15 protein-coding genes are annotated in these 17,552 nt (G+C 72.1%); 6 read left to right on the plus strand and 9 right to left on the minus strand.

Annotated elements, in window-relative coordinates; translation table 11 throughout:
* Window positions 1–34 precede the first annotated feature (34 nt).
* The 4 genes from BUE48_RS03115 to BUE48_RS03130 all read right to left on the minus strand — a co-directional run bounded on the left by BUE48_RS03115 (window position 35) and on the right by BUE48_RS03130 (window position 4,050).
* Complete coding sequence (locus tag BUE48_RS03115; protein WP_169312986.1) at window positions 35–973, minus strand: trypsin-like serine peptidase; 939 nt, start codon at window positions 971–973, stop codon at window positions 35–37.
* Window positions 974–1,133: 160 nt separating this feature from the next.
* On the minus strand, window positions 1,134–2,069 hold the full coding sequence (locus tag BUE48_RS03120; RefSeq protein WP_012851000.1) for a DUF6177 family protein: 936 nt from the start codon (window positions 2,067–2,069) through the stop codon (window positions 1,134–1,136).
* The gene (locus tag BUE48_RS03125) at window positions 2,066–2,419 is read right to left on the minus strand and encodes a hypothetical protein (RefSeq protein WP_012851001.1); all 354 of its coding nucleotides are present in this window, start codon (window positions 2,417–2,419) and stop codon (window positions 2,066–2,068) included. Before BUE48_RS03125 ends, BUE48_RS03120 begins: the two co-directional genes overlap by 4 nt.
* On the minus strand, window positions 2,416–4,050 hold the full coding sequence (locus BUE48_RS03130; RefSeq protein ID WP_286988750.1) for a nucleotide-binding protein: 1,635 nt from the start codon (window positions 4,048–4,050) through the stop codon (window positions 2,416–2,418). The genes BUE48_RS03125 and BUE48_RS03130 overlap by 4 nt, the downstream gene beginning before the upstream one ends.
* A 282-nt stretch (window positions 4,051–4,332) precedes the next feature.
* Between BUE48_RS03130 and BUE48_RS03135 the strand changes: the two genes are divergently transcribed.
* Both BUE48_RS03135 and BUE48_RS03140 read left to right on the plus strand, forming a co-directional pair.
* Window positions 4,333–5,778, plus strand: coding sequence for an LCP family protein (locus BUE48_RS03135; RefSeq protein WP_286988752.1), 1,446 nt, complete (start codon window positions 4,333–4,335; stop codon window positions 5,776–5,778).
* Window positions 5,779–5,950: 172 nt separating this feature from the next.
* Window positions 5,951–6,871 carry a glycosyltransferase gene (locus tag BUE48_RS03140; protein ID WP_012851004.1) on the plus strand — a complete coding sequence of 307 codons (921 nt, stop codon included), beginning with the start codon at window positions 5,951–5,953 and terminating at the stop codon, window positions 6,869–6,871.
* 4 nt (window positions 6,872–6,875) lie between these two features.
* Here BUE48_RS03140 and BUE48_RS03145 read toward each other — a convergent pair whose 3' ends face one another.
* Window positions 6,876–8,000 (minus strand): alpha/beta hydrolase, encoded by a 1,125-nt coding sequence (locus BUE48_RS03145; protein ID WP_012851005.1) that lies wholly within the window; start codon window positions 7,998–8,000, stop codon window positions 6,876–6,878.
* A 180-nt stretch (window positions 8,001–8,180) separates the two neighbouring features.
* Here BUE48_RS03145 and BUE48_RS03150 point away from each other — a divergent pair, with 180 nt between their 5' ends.
* The 4 genes from BUE48_RS03150 to BUE48_RS03165 all read left to right on the plus strand — a co-directional run bounded on the left by BUE48_RS03150 (window position 8,181) and on the right by BUE48_RS03165 (window position 13,438).
* On the plus strand, window positions 8,181–9,593 hold the full coding sequence (locus BUE48_RS03150) for a sulfatase family protein (RefSeq protein ID WP_286988960.1): 1,413 nt from the start codon (window positions 8,181–8,183) through the stop codon (window positions 9,591–9,593).
* On the plus strand, window positions 9,569–11,086 hold the full coding sequence (locus BUE48_RS03155) for a family 43 glycosylhydrolase (RefSeq protein WP_286988754.1): 1,518 nt from the start codon (window positions 9,569–9,571) through the stop codon (window positions 11,084–11,086). Before BUE48_RS03150 ends, BUE48_RS03155 begins: the two co-directional genes overlap by 25 nt.
* 97 nt (window positions 11,087–11,183) lie before the next feature.
* Window positions 11,184–12,494, plus strand: coding sequence for a hypothetical protein (locus BUE48_RS03160; RefSeq protein ID WP_286988756.1), 1,311 nt, complete (start codon window positions 11,184–11,186; stop codon window positions 12,492–12,494).
* Window positions 12,491–13,438, plus strand: a complete 948-nt coding sequence (locus tag BUE48_RS03165; protein WP_286988757.1) for a glycosyltransferase — start codon at window positions 12,491–12,493, stop codon at window positions 13,436–13,438. The genes BUE48_RS03160 and BUE48_RS03165 overlap by 4 nt, the downstream gene beginning before the upstream one ends.
* Here BUE48_RS03165 and BUE48_RS03170 read toward each other — a convergent pair.
* From BUE48_RS03170 to BUE48_RS03185, 4 genes are all read right to left on the minus strand, one after another.
* Window positions 13,371–14,390, minus strand: a complete 1,020-nt coding sequence (locus tag BUE48_RS03170) for a glycosyltransferase family 4 protein (protein WP_286988758.1) — start codon at window positions 14,388–14,390, stop codon at window positions 13,371–13,373. The genes BUE48_RS03165 and BUE48_RS03170 overlap by 68 nt on opposite strands.
* Window positions 14,391–14,572: 182 nt before the next feature.
* Window positions 14,573–15,016: a hypothetical protein gene (locus BUE48_RS03175; protein WP_286988760.1), complete on the minus strand. Its 444-nt coding sequence runs from the start codon at window positions 15,014–15,016 to the stop codon at window positions 14,573–14,575.
* Between the two features lie 11 nt (window positions 15,017–15,027).
* Complete coding sequence (locus tag BUE48_RS03180; protein WP_286988761.1) at window positions 15,028–16,257, minus strand: hypothetical protein; 1,230 nt, start codon at window positions 16,255–16,257, stop codon at window positions 15,028–15,030.
* Window positions 16,254–17,522, minus strand: coding sequence for a hypothetical protein (locus BUE48_RS03185; protein ID WP_286988762.1), 1,269 nt, complete (start codon window positions 17,520–17,522; stop codon window positions 16,254–16,256). The genes BUE48_RS03180 and BUE48_RS03185 overlap by 4 nt, the downstream gene beginning before the upstream one ends.
* Between the last annotated feature and the right edge of the window lie 30 nt (window positions 17,523–17,552).

Here is a 17,552-nt window from a genome sequence, read left to right on the forward strand (position 1 = left end):
CCTCGCCGGGGCTGCGGACCCGGGGGACCCGCCCTCAGGCGTGGTCGTTGGCGTACGCCCGCAGCTTCAGCACGTCCTTGTCGAAGTAGGCGGCATAGGAGATCCAGTGGACGTTGCCGCCGCGCCGGTAGCCGCCGAGCACGCCGTTGATCGTCCCCTTGTGGGTCTTGGTGTTGTAGTTCAGCAGCCAGGGGCTGCCGCTGACACCGCCGTAGAAGCCGTTGCAGGCCATCTTGATCTGGAACCTGGAGTGCTTGGCGGTCTTGGTCCGGCACCAGATGGGCCGGTCGCGCGGGTCGCGGCGGACGCTGGGGTAGCCGGTCACGTTGACGATGTTGACATACCCTTTGTTGACGGCCATCTTGTTGCCGCCGCCGACCGCGGGCTGGATGCGGCGGCCGTCCTTGGTGTGCAGCGAGACGAACCCGAAGTCCAGGTCGGGGTCGCTGCGCTTGGCCCAGCCCTTGGGGACGAACATCTTGCGGGCCGTCCAGATGCCGTACGGCTTCTTGCCCCGGTCATAGCGGGGGACGAAGGCGATGTTCTTGAAGTAGCCGCGTCCCTTGCCGCCGTGGATGCAGTGCGCGGCGGTGATGATCAGCCGCTTGGACCGGCTGTTGACCACCGCGGCGGTGCAGTAGTGGTCGCCGGCGCCGTTGTTGAAGAACAGCGCCCCCACCGAGGGGATGCCGCTGTAGGCCTTGGCGGTCCTGGCGGCGCCGCCGGTCGCGGCGACCTCTCCGGGGTCGGCGGGCGCGCCGACCGGACGGGCCTTGGCCATGCGCTCGGCGGTCCAGTAGGCCTCGACGCCGCGGGCCGCGCCGGCGCTGACCGCGCCGCTGGAGGCGACCTGCTGTACCCGGACGGCCGGCTCGTCGTTGTTCCTGACGAATGCCACTACGCCGACAGTGGTCGCGGCCACCGTCAGGCCCGATCCGATCGCCAGCCACAGCTGCATACGTCCCAAACGCATTCCCCGAAAACTACCGACCTCCCCCATCGCACAGCAATCTCAAACATCACGAAACGATCACTATGCCTTTGGTGCGGATCACCGTCCGGGGTGGACGCCTTCGGTGATCTGGCAGGTCGGGCCGCGGGCCACCGCGCCGGGCCCGGCCGGCCGGAGGGGGTCAGGAGGTCAGATGCCGCAGCAGTTCGCGGTGCCGCCGCCAGCCCTCCGGGGAACGCCCGTCGCCCAGTTCGAACCAGGTCATCGGGGTCTGCCCGGAGCCCGCCGGGCGGGCCGGGATGCCGGGCGGGCCGGGACGCTCCCCGGCCACCGCCATGCCCAGCGGGGCGGGGGCGCCCGTCCAGCGGGGCTCGTAGGTCGCATCCGCCCGGCCGGGGCTCAGCTGGGCCAGCAGGGAGGCCACCGGGTGCTCGGCCACCAGCGACTCCACCAGCGCCGGCAGGTGCGCGACCGGCGGCGGATCGGCCGGGGGGTGTCCCACGGTCAGCGTGGTGACCTCCAGGGTGCCGCCTTGGGAGAACTCGGCCACCGCCAGCGCGCTGCGCCCGCCGCCTGCGCCCACCACCACCAGCCGGACGGCGGCGTTGCCCCGTTCGCGGACGTGAGAGGTCAGCTCGGAGCGCTGCCAGGGGTGGGCGACCGGTTCGGCCGGCCCCCAGCCCGCGGGGGGACGCCCGGTCAGCATGGTGAACAGCCGTTCCAGCTGCCCGCCCAGCACGCTGTGCCGGGTGTGCCGGGCCCGGTAGGTCAGTGTGAGCTGGGCGCCCAGCGGCCCGCTGGGCGGGGTCAGGTAGCCGGGCGCGTAGTCGCGGGCGTCGGGGACGGGGCTGAAGGCCCCGCCGTCCCAGCGCAGCGGGCGCCCGGTCAGCCCTTCGTAGTAGCCGTCGCCGTCGCGCACCACCCACTGGGCGGCCGGCCCGGCCAGCTTCAGCGGCATCGACAGCCGCGAGGACGGCGAGGTCACGATCTGCAGGGCGCGGCCCGACCCGGCGCACTCCTCCAGCGCCGCGGCCAGCCACGGGGTCAGCGCCACCACGGGGCGGTCCTGCAGCACCACCATGGCCTGCGCCGTCATCACATCCAGTACCGCGCTCACCGGCCCGCTCCCGTCCACATCGCGCCGCCGTGCCGGGCCACCAGTTCCTCGGCGCAGGCCCGGGCGATCCGCGCGGCATCGGCCAGGTCGGCGGCGGCGCGGATGTCCACCCACCACACCGGCGGGGCGGCCTGCACCCCGCCTCCCAGCAGTCGTTCGATCTCGCCGGGCACGCCGATCAGCACCGGCTCGGGAATGTGCACCACCAGCCGGCCCGCCCCGTCGTAGACCCGGCAGGCCCCGCCGTGGGCGCTGACCGCCATCGGCAGCTGCAGCCGCGCCCCCAGCCCTTCCAGCACGGCGCCCACGTCGGGACGGTCCTTGGTCAGCGCGACCACGTCGGTGCTCACTGCGTGCCTCCGGTGAGCGAACGGGCGAAGACCTCGGCGGCGATCCACGACACCGCGGTGCGGACGCCGCCGCTCACCCGGCCGGGGGTGATGGCCGTCCCGGTGGCCAGGTGCCGGTCGTAGGGGACCACCACCACCGGCAGCCCGCCGTCGCTGAGGATCTGCCGGGCCCGTTCCAGGTCGGCGTCGCCGTCGGCGTGGGGGGAGTGGGTGACCAGTGTCACCACCGTGCGGGACAGCAGCTGCTCATAGCCGCTGCCGACGAACCAGCTGAGGGTGTGGCGGGCGCTGAGCGCCCCGTCGACCGTGCCGGGGGCGACGAACACCTGGGCGTGCGCGGCGGCCAGCACTCCCCGCTGCAGCCGTTCCACGATGCCGGCCCCGCAGTCGATCACCGCGGCGGAGAAGTAGCGGCTCACCCCGGAGGCGGCCGCCTGGAAGGTCTCCAGGTCCAGTTCCGAGACCCGTCCGCGGGCGGTGCCCGACATCACCCACAGTCCCTGTTCGGTGCGCGACAGGTAGGGGGCGGTCTCCTCCCAGGAGCGGGGACGGGCGGCGGCCAGGTCGTGGATGGAGCGTTCGGGGCGCACGTTCAGCCGCAGCGCCAGCGAGCCCAGCCCGGAGTCGGCGTCCATGGCCAGCACCCGGTCCTCGCGGTGCTCGGCGATCACCGAGGCCAGCAGCGCCGCCACGGTGGTCTTGCCGGCGCCGCCGCGGATGGAGGTGACGGCGATCCGCCGGCAGGAGGGCACCGGCGACTGCAGCCGCTGCACCATGCCGGTCATCTCGCGCATGTCGCCGGCCGCCGTGGCGCCCACCATCTTGCGCACCCCGCGGCCGACCCGGCGCAGCGCCGAGTCGCCGTGCGCCTTGCGCCGCACCAGCGCCTCGGCCGACACCTCGGCGTCACCGGCGGGAGCGGGCGGCTGCGGGGCGGCGGGACGGGGAGCCTGCGGCGGCGCGGGAAGGGGGTGGGCCGCCGCGTCGTCGCCGGGCCGGTCGGGGACGCCCGTGACGGGTGCCGCGGGGGCCTCACCGCCGGCCGGCGTGGGCGTCCATGCGGGGCCGGGCGCGTTCTCGCCCGCCGCCGGGGGCTGGGCGTCGCCGGATGCCGCCGGGCGTCCGAACAGCGACGGCGGGGGCGGCGGGGGGGACGGCGCGGCGGGTTCCGCGCCGGTGGCCTGGGCGTGCGCCGCCATGACCTCTTCCCAGGACGGCGGCTCGCTCGGCCCCGCCTGGGCGGGGACGGCCCCGGCCACGTGGCGGTCGGCCGCCGTCTCGTGGGAGGGGGCGGGGCCGGGCGGCTGCGGGGCGGCGTGTTCCGGTCCCGCGGGGGGCGGCTGCGATTTCTTAGGGGGCAGTTTGAAGGTCGCCGTCGGCTCGCGTCCCGGGGGAGGCGGCGCGCTCAGGACCGGGGGAGCGGTCCCGGCGGCGGGTTCCTCCCCGCTCACCACTCCTTCGGGGTACCAGGCCGAAGGCGAGGTGCCGCCGGTCCGCTGCGGCTGTGGCTCTGCGGCGGTCGCCGCCGGGGCGGGCGAGGGCACAGGACCCGGTGGCCGAGGATCGGCGAGGCCGGCTTCGGCGGCACCGAGCTCGCGCAGCACCGCATGCTGCCAGTCCCGATCGGACACCGGTCTCCTCTCAGCGGCATGACTGATCGGACGAACACCCTGGATGCGGCCCGAGTCTAGTCCTGTCGGGGCAACTGGGCGCGCTGCGACAAAGTCACAACAGAGCGATGGGACCGGCGAGGAATTTCGAAACGATGTCATCCTCGCCCACGGCCGGGACGTCCACTACGCAAAGGACATACTGGTGCGAACCCGACGCCGAGACCAGTGGGACAAAGGTCGTCATACCGAGTTGATCGTGACGGCCGTGACCGGTGTCCCGGCTGTGATGGAATACGACGGATGGAAGGTTTGGTCACTTCGGAGCGCGAAGCCACCCGGGCCGCGCCGCCGCCGTCGCCGGCCCACGACCGGCGCTGGCGCCTGCTGGGGTGGGCGTCCATCGTGCTGTCTGCGCTGATGGTGCTGGCCAGTCTGACCGCCTACGGGTTCTACCGGAGCGTCAACGGCGCGATCGAGCGGGACAACATCGACGACCAGCTCGCCGCCGACCGGCCGGAGAAGCTCAACAACTCCCTGAACATCCTGCTGCTGGGCTCTGACAGCCGGGAGGGCGACAACAAGCGGTTCGGCAGCGACCAAGGCGGTGGTTCCGACACCACCATCCTGATGCACATCTCCCCGGGCGGAGAACGGGCCATCGGCATCAGCTTCCCCCGCGACTCGATGGTGCAGATCCCCGAGTGCAAGAAGAAGGACGGCACTCGCGTCCCCTCCCAGTTCGGCCAGCTCAACTGGGCCTATTCCTTCGCCGGCCCGGCCTGCACCTGGAACCTGATCGAGTCGCTGACCGACATCCGCATCGACCACTACGCCGAGATCGACATGTCCGGCTTCATCGAGGTGGTGGACGCCCTCGGCGGAGTGGAGATCTGCGTGCCCAAGCCCATCCGGGACCCCAAGGCCGACCTGGTGCTCAAGAAGGGCCGGCAGGTGGTGATGGGCAAGCAGGCCATCGGTTATGTGCGCACCCGCACCGGCGGGCTGGGCGACGGCTCGGACCTGTCGCGGATCAAGCGCCAGCAGGCGTTCATGGGCTCGGTGGTCAAGAAGGCCACCAGCAGCGGGCTGCTGAAGGACCCCGCCAGGACTTATGCCTTCCTGCAGGCGGTGGCCAAGGCGGTGAAGGTGGACGACCGGCTGACCCTCGGCACGATGCAGAAGCTGGCCGCCAGCCTGCGCGGGCTGAGCGCGGGCAAGGTCACCTTCGTCACCGTCCCGGTGACCGCCTACCCCGCCGACAAGAACCGGGTGCAGATCGACATGGCCCGGGCCAAGCCGCTGTTCGACGCCATCCGCGAGGACAACGAGCTGCCCCCCGAGGAGCCCAAGCAGCCGGCCAGGCAGAACGGGGGACAGCCGCCGGCCAAGCCCGCGGAGACCAAGGTCGCCGTCTACAACGGGACCACCACCGACGGGCTGGGCCAGCGCACCGCCGACGGGCTGACCGAGCAGGGCTTCCAGATCGTCAAGGTGGGCACCAAGCAGCAGTCCGCCGACATCCCGACCCGGATCCTGTACGGGCCGGGCGCCGAGCGGCAGGCCGCCGCGCTGGCCGCCAAGCTGCAGGCCGCACCCCAGCCCACGGCGTTCCCCTCCGGACGGCCGGGACTGGTCTACCTGATCATCGGCAAGGACGGCGTCCGGCTGCGGGGCACCGGGACCCCGCTGCCCAAGATCGCCGGGGAGCGGCGCGCCGACCAGGACGTGTGCAGCCAGACCACCTGACCCGCCCGCGGCGGGCGCGACCAGAAGGGAGCGAGCAGGCACGGACCGATAGCGGCCAGGCGCGATCGGCATATGGGACGAGCCGGTATCTTGGCCGCGCAGCGTCGATAAACCCGATAAAGGCAAGTGAACCGATCGGGCATCGGTTCGCTCCGGTCACAGAGATGGACTCATGGCCCCCGAACCGTTCTCACTGCTTTTGACCGTCTACGGCGGTGACCGTGAGGAGTACATCCGGGCGGCGTTTCGCAGCGCGGTGCACGACCAGCAGTTGCGGCCGGACGAGGTGGTGCTGGTCCAGGACGGGCCGGTGTCCGCGGAGATCGCACTCTGCCTGAAGGAGCTGGTGGCCACCAGCCCGGTGGAGGTCAAGTTCCTGCAGCTGGAGCACAACCGGGGATTGGGCCCGGCGCTGGATGCGGGACTGGCCGCCGGCAGCCACGACATCGTGGCGCGCATGGACGCCGACGACATCGCCATGCCGCACCGGTTCAAGCGGCAGGTGCCGCTGGTGCGCGCGGGCGCCGACCTGGTCGGGGCCGGGCTGCTGGAGTTCGGCGCCGACCTCAACGACATCGTGGGCCGCCGGATCCCGCCCAGCGACCCGCTGGACATCGCCCGCTACTCGCGCCTGCACGACCCCTTCAACCACCCCACGGTGGTCTACCGGCGCAGCGCGGTGCTGGCCGCCGGCGGCTACGGCGACCTGCCGCTGATGGAGGACTACTGGCTGTTCGTGCGGATGATCGCCAACGGCGCCAAGGTGGTCAACGTGGCCGAGCCGCTGGTGTACTACCGGGTCAGCGCCGGGGCCTATGAGCGCCGGGGCGGCCGCGCGCTGCTGAACTCCGAGCTGCGGCTGCAGCGGGAGATGCTGCAGCACGGCTTCATCACACGCACCCAGTACCTGCGCAACGTGGCCCTGCGCGGCGGCTACCGGCTGGTCCCGACCTCGATCCGGCGGCCCTTCTACCGCATGCTGGTGGCCCCCTACGGGGCCCGCCGCAACCGGTCCCGCGAGCGCATGGCCGCCTCGGCCGCGAAGGCCGCCGCGTCCGGCGGACGCTCCCGGGGCGGCCTCCGCAAGGGCTGAGCCCTTACTTCACCTGCAGCTTGCCGCTCATCCAGCGCAGCGTCTGGGGCCACAGCCGGGCGAAGGTCTTGAAGTTGTGCCCGCCCTCCGGCAAGTAGGCGGTATCGACCTGCATGGGCGGCTTGACCAGCGAGACGAACTTCTCGGCCTCGGGGAACTTCTTCTCGCCCTTGCGGGCCGAGGCCACCAGCACCGATATCGGCGGGGGCGGGCGGTTCTCCAGCCGCCAGATCAGGTCGTTCTCGTTGCGCAGGGCCTCGCTGCCGTCCCACAGGTCGCCGGTGGTGGCGTCCTTGATGGCGGTGAAATAACCCGACACCGAGCCGGCGGCGGCGAACTCATCGGAGTGCCGCATCGCCAGCTTGACCGCGCAGTAGCCGCCGCTGGAGGGGCCCATCAGCCCCCAGCCGTCCCGGGTGGGGGCGACCCGGTAGGAGGCGCGCAGCACCTCCGGGACGTCCTGGGCGAAGAACGTCTCCACCTGCGGGCCGCCCGGCACGTCGGTGCACTCGGTGTCGCGCGGCGGGGCCACGGTGGACTGGACGAAGACGTAGATCATCGGCTGGACCCGCCCGGCGCGCAGCTCCTCCAGCGCCAGCTTGGGCATCTCCTGCCGGCCGACCAGCAGCTTGGGGTCGCCCGGGTAGCCGGTGAGCACCAGCACGACCGGAAAGCGCCGCTGGGCGGCCTCCGGCTTGAAATAGTCGGGCGGCAGGTAGACGAACGCGTCGGCGCGCAGGCCGGTGCGCGGCCCTTCGATGACGGTCTGCTCCAGCAGCCCGTCGCGCTTTCGGTCCGTGATGCCCAGGTCCGCGCTCAGCTCCGAGGCGTCGCGCTTCAGCAGCACGGTGCGGGGGATCTTGCGGGTCTCCCCCTTGCGGACCTGCGCGCCGCCGTCGGCGTCGGCCAGCAGGTCCCCCCAGCTGGCATAGAACAGGAAGTAGGCGTTGACCCCGGCGGCGAGGGCGAGCACGATCATCAGCTGGCAGGCCACCAGCAGTCCCAGGCGGGCGGCATAGTGCCGCAGCCCGCCTCCGGCCACCTTGGGCATCAGCCACACGGTCGCCACGACCGCCGCCACGGCCAGTGCCGCAAGCAGGCCGATGAAACTCGTATCGGTGAGCTGCACGCTACTCTCCTCGCGGGCGAAGGGCGCCCGGGTTTGGCCAGACCTTCCGATTATGCCGGGGACATCCGCTACCCTGGGCATGCGTATTGCCGGACTTGATCCGGTGTGGGCTGTTGTAGAAAGCTGGGAGTTCCTGCCGTGGTTCCAGTTCGGCGTACACGCAAGGTCATGCTGTCTGTCATGACGCTGGCCTTGGTCGCCGGATGCGCAACGAGTTCTCAGGAAAAGCCCCAGGAAACGGCCCAGCAGGCGAAAGCCAGGCCGAATATCATCGTCATCATGACCGACGACCAGGATCTGGCGTCGATGTCGGTCATGCGCAATGTCCGGCGGCTGCTCGCCGATCAGGGGACCACGTTCAGCAACGCCTATGTCAGCTATTCGTGGTGCTGCCCGTCCCGCGCCACCTTCCTGACCGGGCAGTACGCCCACAACCACAAGGTGCTCAGCAACAGCTCCCCCGACGGGGGATATCAGGCGCTGCCCAAGCAGACCCTGCCGATGTGGCTGACCCAAAGCGGTTATGACACCGTTCACATCGGAAAGTACCTGAACGGTTATGGGCGGCACGGCAGCGAGATCCCGCAGGGCTGGAAAGACTGGTACGGCCTGATGGGGCCGTCCACCTACAGCATGTGGGGTTACACCCTCAACGAGAACGGCAAGCTGCGCAAATACGGCAAGAAGAAGGGCGGCAAGCCGGCCAACTACCAAACCGATGTGCTGGCCAGAAAGGCCGTGGCCTATTTGAACAGGCCGACCACCGGAAAGCGCCCGTTCTTCATGTGGTTCGCGCCGCTGGCCCCGCATCTGGAGGCCCCCTGGAACAAGAAGATGGGCGACAAATGGGGCGGCCCCCGGCCCGCCCCGCGCCACCGCAACGCCTATGACAACGCCGTCATGTGGCGTTCGCCCTCCTTCAACGAAAAGGACATCAGCGACAAGCCGCGCCATGTGCGCCGCAACAAGCGGTTCGGCAAGAAGAAGATCGCCAGCATCCAGGCCGAGTACCGCAACCGGCTGGAGTCGCTGCTGGCGGTGGACGAGGCGGTCGCCAAGATCTACCGGGCGGTCAAAAGGCGCGGCCAGCTCGACCGCACCCTGTTCGTCTTCACCTCCGACAACGGCTACATGCTCGGCCAGCACCGCTTCGCGCACCAGAAGATCCACCCCTATGAGGAGTCGGTGCGCATCCCGCTGATCGTACGGGGCCCCGGATTCCCCAAGGGGCGGAAGGTGCGGACGCCGGTCAGCAACGTCGACCTGCCGGCGACGATCCTGGCGGCGTCGGGGGCCAAGCCGGGACGGCGCCAAGACGGCCGCCCGCTGCAGAACTTCCTCCACGGCGACCGGAAGCGTGACATCCTGCTGGAGACCGGTCCGCGCGTCCGGGCGCGCTGGTACGCGGCGCTGCGCACCGACCGCTACCTGTACGTGGAGCACTCGGGGGGTGAAAAGGAGCTGTACGACATGTACACCGACCCCTACCAGCTCAACTCCCGCCATGCCGACCCGGCCCTGGCCTCGGTGCGCAAGGAACTGGCCAGGCGGCTGAAGGCGGTGCGCCGGTGCGCCGGGGCCAGCTGTCCGTGAGGGGCGCCGAGCTTCGTGCCCTGGCCGGCGCCGCGGCGGTGTCGGCGGCCGTGGTGGCGGTGGCCATGGCGACCACCGACCGGGCGGACGGGCAGGCCCGGCACGCCCAGGCCGTCCGGCCCGCCGTCACCGCGCCGCCGGCGACGGCCTCCCCGCCCGAACCCGTCGAGCCCACCGGCTCCCCCGAGCCCTCTGCCTCGCCCGGCCTCGGCGAGCCCGTCGCCGAATCGCGCAAACCCCAGGCCACCGGACCGGCCATCGAAGGCAACTTCCCCGACCCCGACGTCCTGCGGGTGGGGGAGACCTACTACGCCTACGCCACCAACGCCCGGGGACGCAACGTGCCCGTGGCCACCGCTCCCTCGATCGACGGGCCGTGGCGGGTGCAGCCGGGGGACGCGCTGCCCGAGCTCGGCCGGTGGGCCAGGAGCGGGAACACCTGGGCGCCGGAGGTGGTGCGCCGCCCCGACGGCGTGTTCGTGCTCTACTACACCGCCGAATCCCGCACCAGCGGCGACCAGTGCATCGGCGTGGCGACCTCGCAGTCGCCCACCGGGCCTTTTCAGCCGGTGGGCGACCGGCCGCTGGTGTGCTCCGAAGAGGGCGATGCGATCGACGCCGCCTTCTTCCGCGACCGCGACGGCAGCGCCCACCTGCTGTACCGCAAGGACATCGCCGGGCCGCGCCCGACCGCCATCTTCATCCGCCCGCTCGGGCCGCGCTGGCTGAGCTTCACCGGCCCCGCCACCCGCATCCTGACCTGGGACGACTCCGATCCGGTGCTGGTGGAGGCGCCCGCGCTGGTGCGGCGCGGCGACAAGTACGTGCTGCTGTATTCGGCGGGGGTGTTCTACAGCGACCGCTACCGCACCAGGTACGCGATCGCCGCCGAACGCACCGGCCCCTACCGGCGGGCGCCCGAGCCCTTGATGAGCAGCACGTCGTTCGGCCGCAAGATCGTCGGCCCCGGCGGCGCCGACATCGTCGCCGACCCGGCCGGTGACCACATCGTCTTCCACGGCATCACCGACTTCCTCGGCGGCGAGCGGGTGCGGCGGGCGATGTACGTGGCGGACCTGGGCTGGGACGGCGCCCACCCGGTGGTGCGCGGGTCCCGGCGGCGCTATGAGGCCGAAGCCGGCACGGCCGCCGGCGGGCGGGTGGTCTCCGGCAAGGGCGCCTCCGGCGGGCGCGCCGTGCGGATCCGTCCCGGAGCGCCCGGCGGGCTGGAGATCCGGGTGCCGGCCCCGGAGGCGGGCGTCTACACCGTCCGCCTGACCTACCGCACCGTCCGGGGGAAGACCGGCGAGGGGCGGCTCGTGGCGCGCCCGGAGAGCGGGGCGGCCGGGATGCTGGGGCTGCGCCTGGACTACCGCAAGTCCAGCCGGTGGCGGACGGTGACCGTGGAGGTGGCGCTCGCCCGCGGCTGGAACACCCTGACGCTCACCCAGCAGGGCGCCCCGATCGACATCGACCACCTCGAAGTGTCCTGAAGCAGGCAGGCGGGGCGCGAACGGCCCGCTTGCGGGCCTATGGGACCGTAGACTGCAGCAATCTCCACAGAATCGATCATGGAGAGGGGTGCGACCGATGGTGAGCTTTGGACCCGGCTCGCAGGCGGCCGGGGGCCGGGGCCGCGACCAGGTCGTCTATCTGCATCTGGGCACTCCCAAAAGCGGCACCACCTACCTGCAGAACGTGATGTGGCGCAACCGGGAGCGGCTGCGCAAGCAGGGGGTGCTGTACCCCGGCGACGCCTACCCGGCGCACTATTGGGCCACGCTCGACCTGCAGGAGGCCGACTACCTGGGGCACAACTACCCCGAGGTGCCGGGCGCCTGGGAGCGGCTGGTGGCCGAGGCGCGCAGGTGGCGGGGCACCACCGTCATCAGCCACGAGCTGCTCACCCGGTCCACCGCCGAGCAGGCCGAGCAGGCCCTGTCCGACCTCGCCTTCGCCGAGGTCCACCTGGTGCTGACCGTCCGGGACCTGGTCCGCCAGATCCCCGCGGCCTGGCAGGAGACCGTCAAGAACCGCTTCGGGGTGCCGTTTTCGGTCTTCGTCGAGCAGCTGCGGGACCCCGAGGGCAGCGAAGGCGACCACGGCCGGGCCTTTTGGCGCATGCAGGACCTGGTCGGCATCCTCGACCGGTGGGCCGGCGGCATTCCCGGCGTTCCTCCCGAGCGCGTCCACATCGTGACCGTCCCCTCCGGCGGCGGCCCGCAGGACCTGCTGTGGCGGCGCTTCGCCGAAGTGATCGGAGTCGACCCCGAGCAGATCCCGCCGCCCCCCGTGGAGGCCAACTCCTCCATCGGCGCCGCGGAGACGGCGTTCCTGCGCCGCCTCAACCGGCGACTCAAGGGCAGGATCGACTGGCCGACCTATGAACGGCTCATCAAGCACCACCTGGTGCCCAAGGTGCTGGGCGGACGCAAGGCCGCACGCCGCATCGTCCTGTCGGGTCCGCAACTGCAGTGGGCCGTGGAACGCAACGAGCGCATGCTGGCCGAGGTCGCCGGGCGCGGCTATCACATCGTCGGTGACCTGTCGGAGCTGAACCCCGTCCTTTCGCAGCAGCAGGAAGAGCGGCATCCCGACGACGTGACCGCCGACGAGCTGGTCGATGTGGCGCTGGACGCCGCCCGCGGCCTGGCGGAGGCCGCCGCCGAACGCTCCGGCCGCCTGCAGGAACTGGAGCAGCGGGTCCGGGAGCTGGAACGGCAGCTGGCCGAGGCGCAGCGGGAACGGGACGAGGCCTGGCAGGCCATGCGGGCCGCCTATGAGCGGCCCGTGCTGCGGCACATGGCCCACCGGATCGGGCAGCGCGAGCCGCTGGTGATGAAGACCATGGAGAAGATCGTGGAGATCCGCGACGAGCTGCGGCAGCGGGGGGCCAAGTGACCGCGACCGGCCGCATCGCGGCGGTCGTCGTCACCTACAACCGCCGCGAGCTGCTGCGCGAGGCGCTGGATGCGGTCATGGCGCAGACCCGCCGGCCCGACCTGGTGGTGGTGGTCGACAACGCCTCCGACGACGGCACCGGCGAGCTGCTGGCCGAACGCGCCGGCGAGGTGGACCTGGTCGCGCTGACGCACAACACCGGCGGGGCCGGCGGGTTCGCCGCCGGCATCGCCCGGGCGCTGCAGCGCGGCGCCGACTGGGTGTGGCTGCTGGACGACGACACCGTGCCCACCCCCACCGCGCTGGCCGAGCTGGCGGCGGTCGCCGACCCGGCGGCGCTGGTCGCCAGCGCGGTGCGCTGGACCGACGGCCGGCCGCACCCGATGAACACCCCCCGGCCCAAGCCCGGCGCCTCGGCCGCCGAACGCGCCGCCGCCCGCGCGCTGGGCTGCGTGCCCATCCGCTCGGCGTCCTTTGTGTCGGTGCTGGTGGACGCCCGGGCGATCCGCGAGAGCGGGCTGCCGATCGCCGACTACTTCCTGTGGAACGACGACTTTGAGTTCACCACCCGGATCCTGCGCGGCCGGCGGGGCCTGCTGTGCCCGGCCAGCGTGGTGATCCACAAGACCCGCACCTTCGGCTCCACCGACGCCGACCCGGGGGAGCGGTTCTTCTACGAGGTGCGCAACAAGGTCTGGCTGTTCACCCGCAGCCCCGGCCTCGCCCCGGCCGAACGGGTGCTGTATGCGGGTTCGACGGTGCGGCGCTGGGCCAAGACGTTCATCCGCTCCCAGGACCGGGCGACCCTCCGCAAAGGGCTGGCCGCCGGGCTGGTGGCGGGACTGCGGTCGGGGCCCAGGCCGAACCGGCAGGTGCTCAGCCGGGCGGGATTCCCCGCGCGGCCAGCAGCTCGGCGAACAGCTCCTCCCACTGCCGGGCGATGATCTCCGGGCGGTACCGTTCGGCCTTGCGCCGCCCGGCCGCCCCCAGCTCGGCCCGCAGTTCAGGCGAGTCGATCAGCTTGCCGACGGCCGCGGCGAGGGCGGCCACGTCCTGCGGCGGCACCAGCAGCCCGGTGCGGCCGTGGTCGATGATCTCGCCGGGGCCGTGGGGGCAGTCGAAGGCCACCACCGGCAGCCCGTGCGCCATCGCCTCCAGCAGCACCAGCCCGAACCCCTCATAGCGGGAGCTGAGCACCAGCAGTGAGCTTTTGGGGTACTCGGCGTCGAGGTCGTCGCTCGGCCCCATCAGCAGCACGTGGTTGTACAGGTGCCGCTGTTCGATCATCGAGCGCAGCGCGGGCTTGAGCGGCCCCGCCCCGTAGATGCGCAGCTGCCAGTCCGGGTGCGCGGCGGCGACCTGCTCGAACGCCTCGATCAGCAGGTCGAAGCCCTTTTCGTGCTGCAGCCGCCCCACCGCCGAGATCACCGGGCGGTCCAGCGGCGCCGGGGGGAATCCCCAGCGGTGCAGGGCGTTGGGGATCTGCCGGATCACCGGTCCGCCCCGGTCGGCGGGGAAGGCCCTGCGGTAGGCGGCCGCGTCGGCGGCGGTCAGCGTCACGATGGCGTCGAGCTTCCCGAAGTGCTCGGTCATCAGCTGCCGCATGGACTGCCCATAGAAGTCGTAGTTGACGTGCTCCTGGGCGATGTGCACGAAGTGCGGAGACCCGTAGCGGATGGCGAACAGCGACAGCGGCGGCTGCGTGGTGACGAGCACCCCGTCCCGCAGCTCGCCCACATAGCGGGCGCATTCGCGTTCTTCCAGCTCGGAGAAGCGCTGGGGAGGCTTGAGGCGGGCGTGTCCCGAGCCCAGCAGCGGCGCCGAGCGCTCATCCAGCGCCGCCGCCGTCTCCCACCAGGAGGGGTCGCGGTCGAAGTCATCGATCAGCGGGAACATCCGCACCCGCGGGTCGAGCCGGAAATGTGGCCGCTCACTGTGGCGCCGCAGGCTGACCACCTCGACCTGGTGCCCGGCGGCCGCCAGGGCGTGTTGGCCTGGGTGATGACCGACCTGGTGATGCCGTTGATCCCGTAACCGAACCGGACCAGGTAGCGAATTCTCACGTAAATGGGACGACTTCACGCTGATTGTGGTTTACCACAACGGACGGATAGATGATCATCGGGTGTGTAGAAGGGGCGGATGACGAATTCGTCGTTCTCCCCGGCGCGCTGGGCGGGGTAGACGAAGACCTCGGCGCGGTTGGCGATGTCGTCCAGGTGCCGCCCGGCCCGCACCCGCAGTCCGTCCCGTTCCCGCACCAAGAAGACGTCCCACACCTGCCGGGTGCCCGGTGCGGCGGCCCGCAGCCGCGGGGTGATCAGCTCGGTGATCGGGAACGCGAAGTCGAAGGCGCCGGCGGTCACGCGCACCGGGAAGCGCAGCACCCTGTTGGGGTCGCGGCGCCCCCGCAGCTCGGCCGTCCAGCGGTCGCCGGCCGTCCCGGTCACCTCGTGCAGCCGGCCCTCGATCCGGATGCGGCCGTCGCGCGGCCAGACCCGCTCGACCTCGGCGTGCCCCATGACGCTCCCCGCTACACCCGGCGGCGGCCCAGCAGCCTGCCGGTCAGCCGCCAGGCCGGGTGAGGCTGCGCGGAGGTCTCGGCCAGCCGCTTGAGCTGGTCGCGGACCTGGCTGAGCTCGTGGTTGAGGTGGGCCATCTCGGTCTGCTGGACCATGCCCGTGATGCCCACCAGCAGGGACTCGATCACCTCGATGCCGGCCTCCAGCATCTGCTCGGCCGGCGCCAGGTCGGGCCGCCCGCCCTCCCCGAAGCGGGGGGCCAGCTCCGACAGGTCGCCGATCACCTGCCAGCCCTCTTCGGAGATCGTGGTGATCATCTCCTGGGCCAGCTCGCGCACCCGGCCGTAGTGGCGCTCGGGCAGGCCCACGGGCACCGGGTCGCGGCGCCGCGCCAGCACCGGCCGCACCACGTGCTCGCCGATCAGCCGCTTGTAGGTGTCGCCCAGGGCGGGGCCGACCCGCTTGTTGAGCATGCTCAGCAGCCCGGCCTCCACGGCGCCCAGCCAGACGGTGTCGTCCACCCCGGTCAGGTCGCACCAGGACAGGTCGATGCCGGTCAGCTCGGCGAAGCGGATCCACAGCCGCTCGTTGCGGTCGTCCCCGTGCGGCAGGGTGATCAGGTGCAGCCGCTCCGGCGGCACCGCCGTCTGCCACCGGCGCAGCACCCGCACCGGGTCGTGCATGAGCCAGAACGCCTTGCCGGGGCCGTCGACGGCGTCCCGGTCCGCCAGCGTCTGCTCCACGAACTCGGCGAAGTCCAGGGCGTGGCCCCGGATGAGGCGCTGCTGCCACTCGGCCACCAGCTGCCGCGCCGGGTCGCCGGCGGTGAAGACCACATGCACCCGCTCGGCCGGCAGCGTGGACAGGGCCCGCCGGATCTGCTCGGGGGTCGCCGCCGCCAGCCGCTCGTCGGAGAAGATCGCCGTCTGCCCGCGGCGGCGGCCGATCCGCTCGGCCACCGCGTCCCAGGCGCCGCTCCAGGCCGGGTCGCGGTGCCCGTCCCAGGCCATCTCCCGCAGGTCCATGGCCGCGGCGAAGTGCTCGTCGCGGCTTTCCAGCGGGTAGTGCACGCCGCGCTCGGCCAGGGTGTGCCGGTTGTGCCACAGCGCGCCCTGGATGATGCCGGTTCCCGCTCGCAGGGCACCGACATGCAGGAAGACCCTGCCTTCCCGGCCGCTTTCGGTCACCCGGTTCTCCCTTCCGGCGTCGTCGCCGATCTCGTGCGCGGAAACATCCGTCATGCGCGGGCGTCATCCCCGGCGGACACGTATCTCCAGTAGGACTGCCGCAGCCGCATCACCGCCGGGTAGCGCTCGCTCAGCCGGCGGACCACCCGGCGCGACAGCGGGGTGGCCCGCTCCACCAGCAGGCTCGCCGCCTCACGCAGCTCTTTGGCCTTCAGTTGCGCCTGCACCCCCGCCTCGGCGGGGGCCGCGTCCATCCGGGCGTCCAGCTGGGCGCGGTGCTGCAGCAGCCAGCCGATCGCGTCGCAGGCCCCCTCCAGCATCTCGGCCGGCGAGGGCGGGAGGGGCTCGGGCGAGCCGCCGGCGTCGGGCGGCGGCACCAGCAGCTCCTCCAGGTCGCCGACCACGTGGTAGCCCTTGCCGCGCAGCGGCTCCACCAGCTCCCGCGAGCGGGAGGCCACCCACGCGCGCCGGTCGGCCGGCAGCTCGATCTTGGTGCCCTTGCGCCGGGCCAGCACCTCCTGGGCGATGTGCCGCTTGACCAGCAGGTTGTGCTGCTGCCAGGAGATCTTGTAGCGGACCGCCTCGTTGATGCGCCGCACCAGCTCGGCCTCGGCGGCGCCCAGCGAGGCGTTGGCGAACACCTTGCCGGTGTCGCAGCGGGCCGCGTCGATGCCCACCACCGAGCAGAACCGCTCCCACAGCAGCCCGCGCGGCGCCCCCGGCGGCGGCACCGTCACCAGGTGCACCCGCTCGGGCGGGATGCCGGCGGCCCACAGCCGCAGCACCCGCGCCACGTCCTGGGTCTGCCAGAACGCCTTCACCGGCCCGCTCCAGCTGGACGGCGGCCCCTGCAGCGCGGTCAGGAACTCCTCATACGGCTGCATGGAGCGGTTCTTGACCGTCTCCTGCCAGGCCGCCGGCAGCTGGCGGGCCAGGTCGCGCACGGTCAGCACGATGTGCACGTCGGCGAAGTCCAGCGACGCCAGCGCCCGTTCGACGTGGTGGGGCAGCGCCTGCGACAGCAGCTCCTGGGAGATGATCGCCGGGCCGCGCCGCCAGGCGCGCACGGCGCCGACCATCCGGTCCCAGGCGCCCCGGTTGGCGGGGTTGGGACGGCCCTCGAACGAGGTCTCCCGCAGGTCGAAGGTGGCCTGCACGTGGGCGTGGCGGGTGTCGCCGGGATAGAGGACGCCCTGCTCGCGCAGCCGGCCCCGGTTGCGCCACAGCACGTTCTGCAGGTAGGTCGTCCCGCTCTTGGGAGTCCCTATGTGCAGGTACACCTGCGGACGGGCGGGCGAGGGGGGCTTGGCAGACGCCAACGGAACGTGCTCCTAGGGCGGTTTCGCGGG

This window comes from Thermomonospora sp. CIF 1, assembly GCF_001896795.1.
GTDB classification, from domain to species: domain Bacteria; phylum Actinomycetota; class Actinomycetes; order Streptosporangiales; family Streptosporangiaceae; genus Thermomonospora; species Thermomonospora curvata.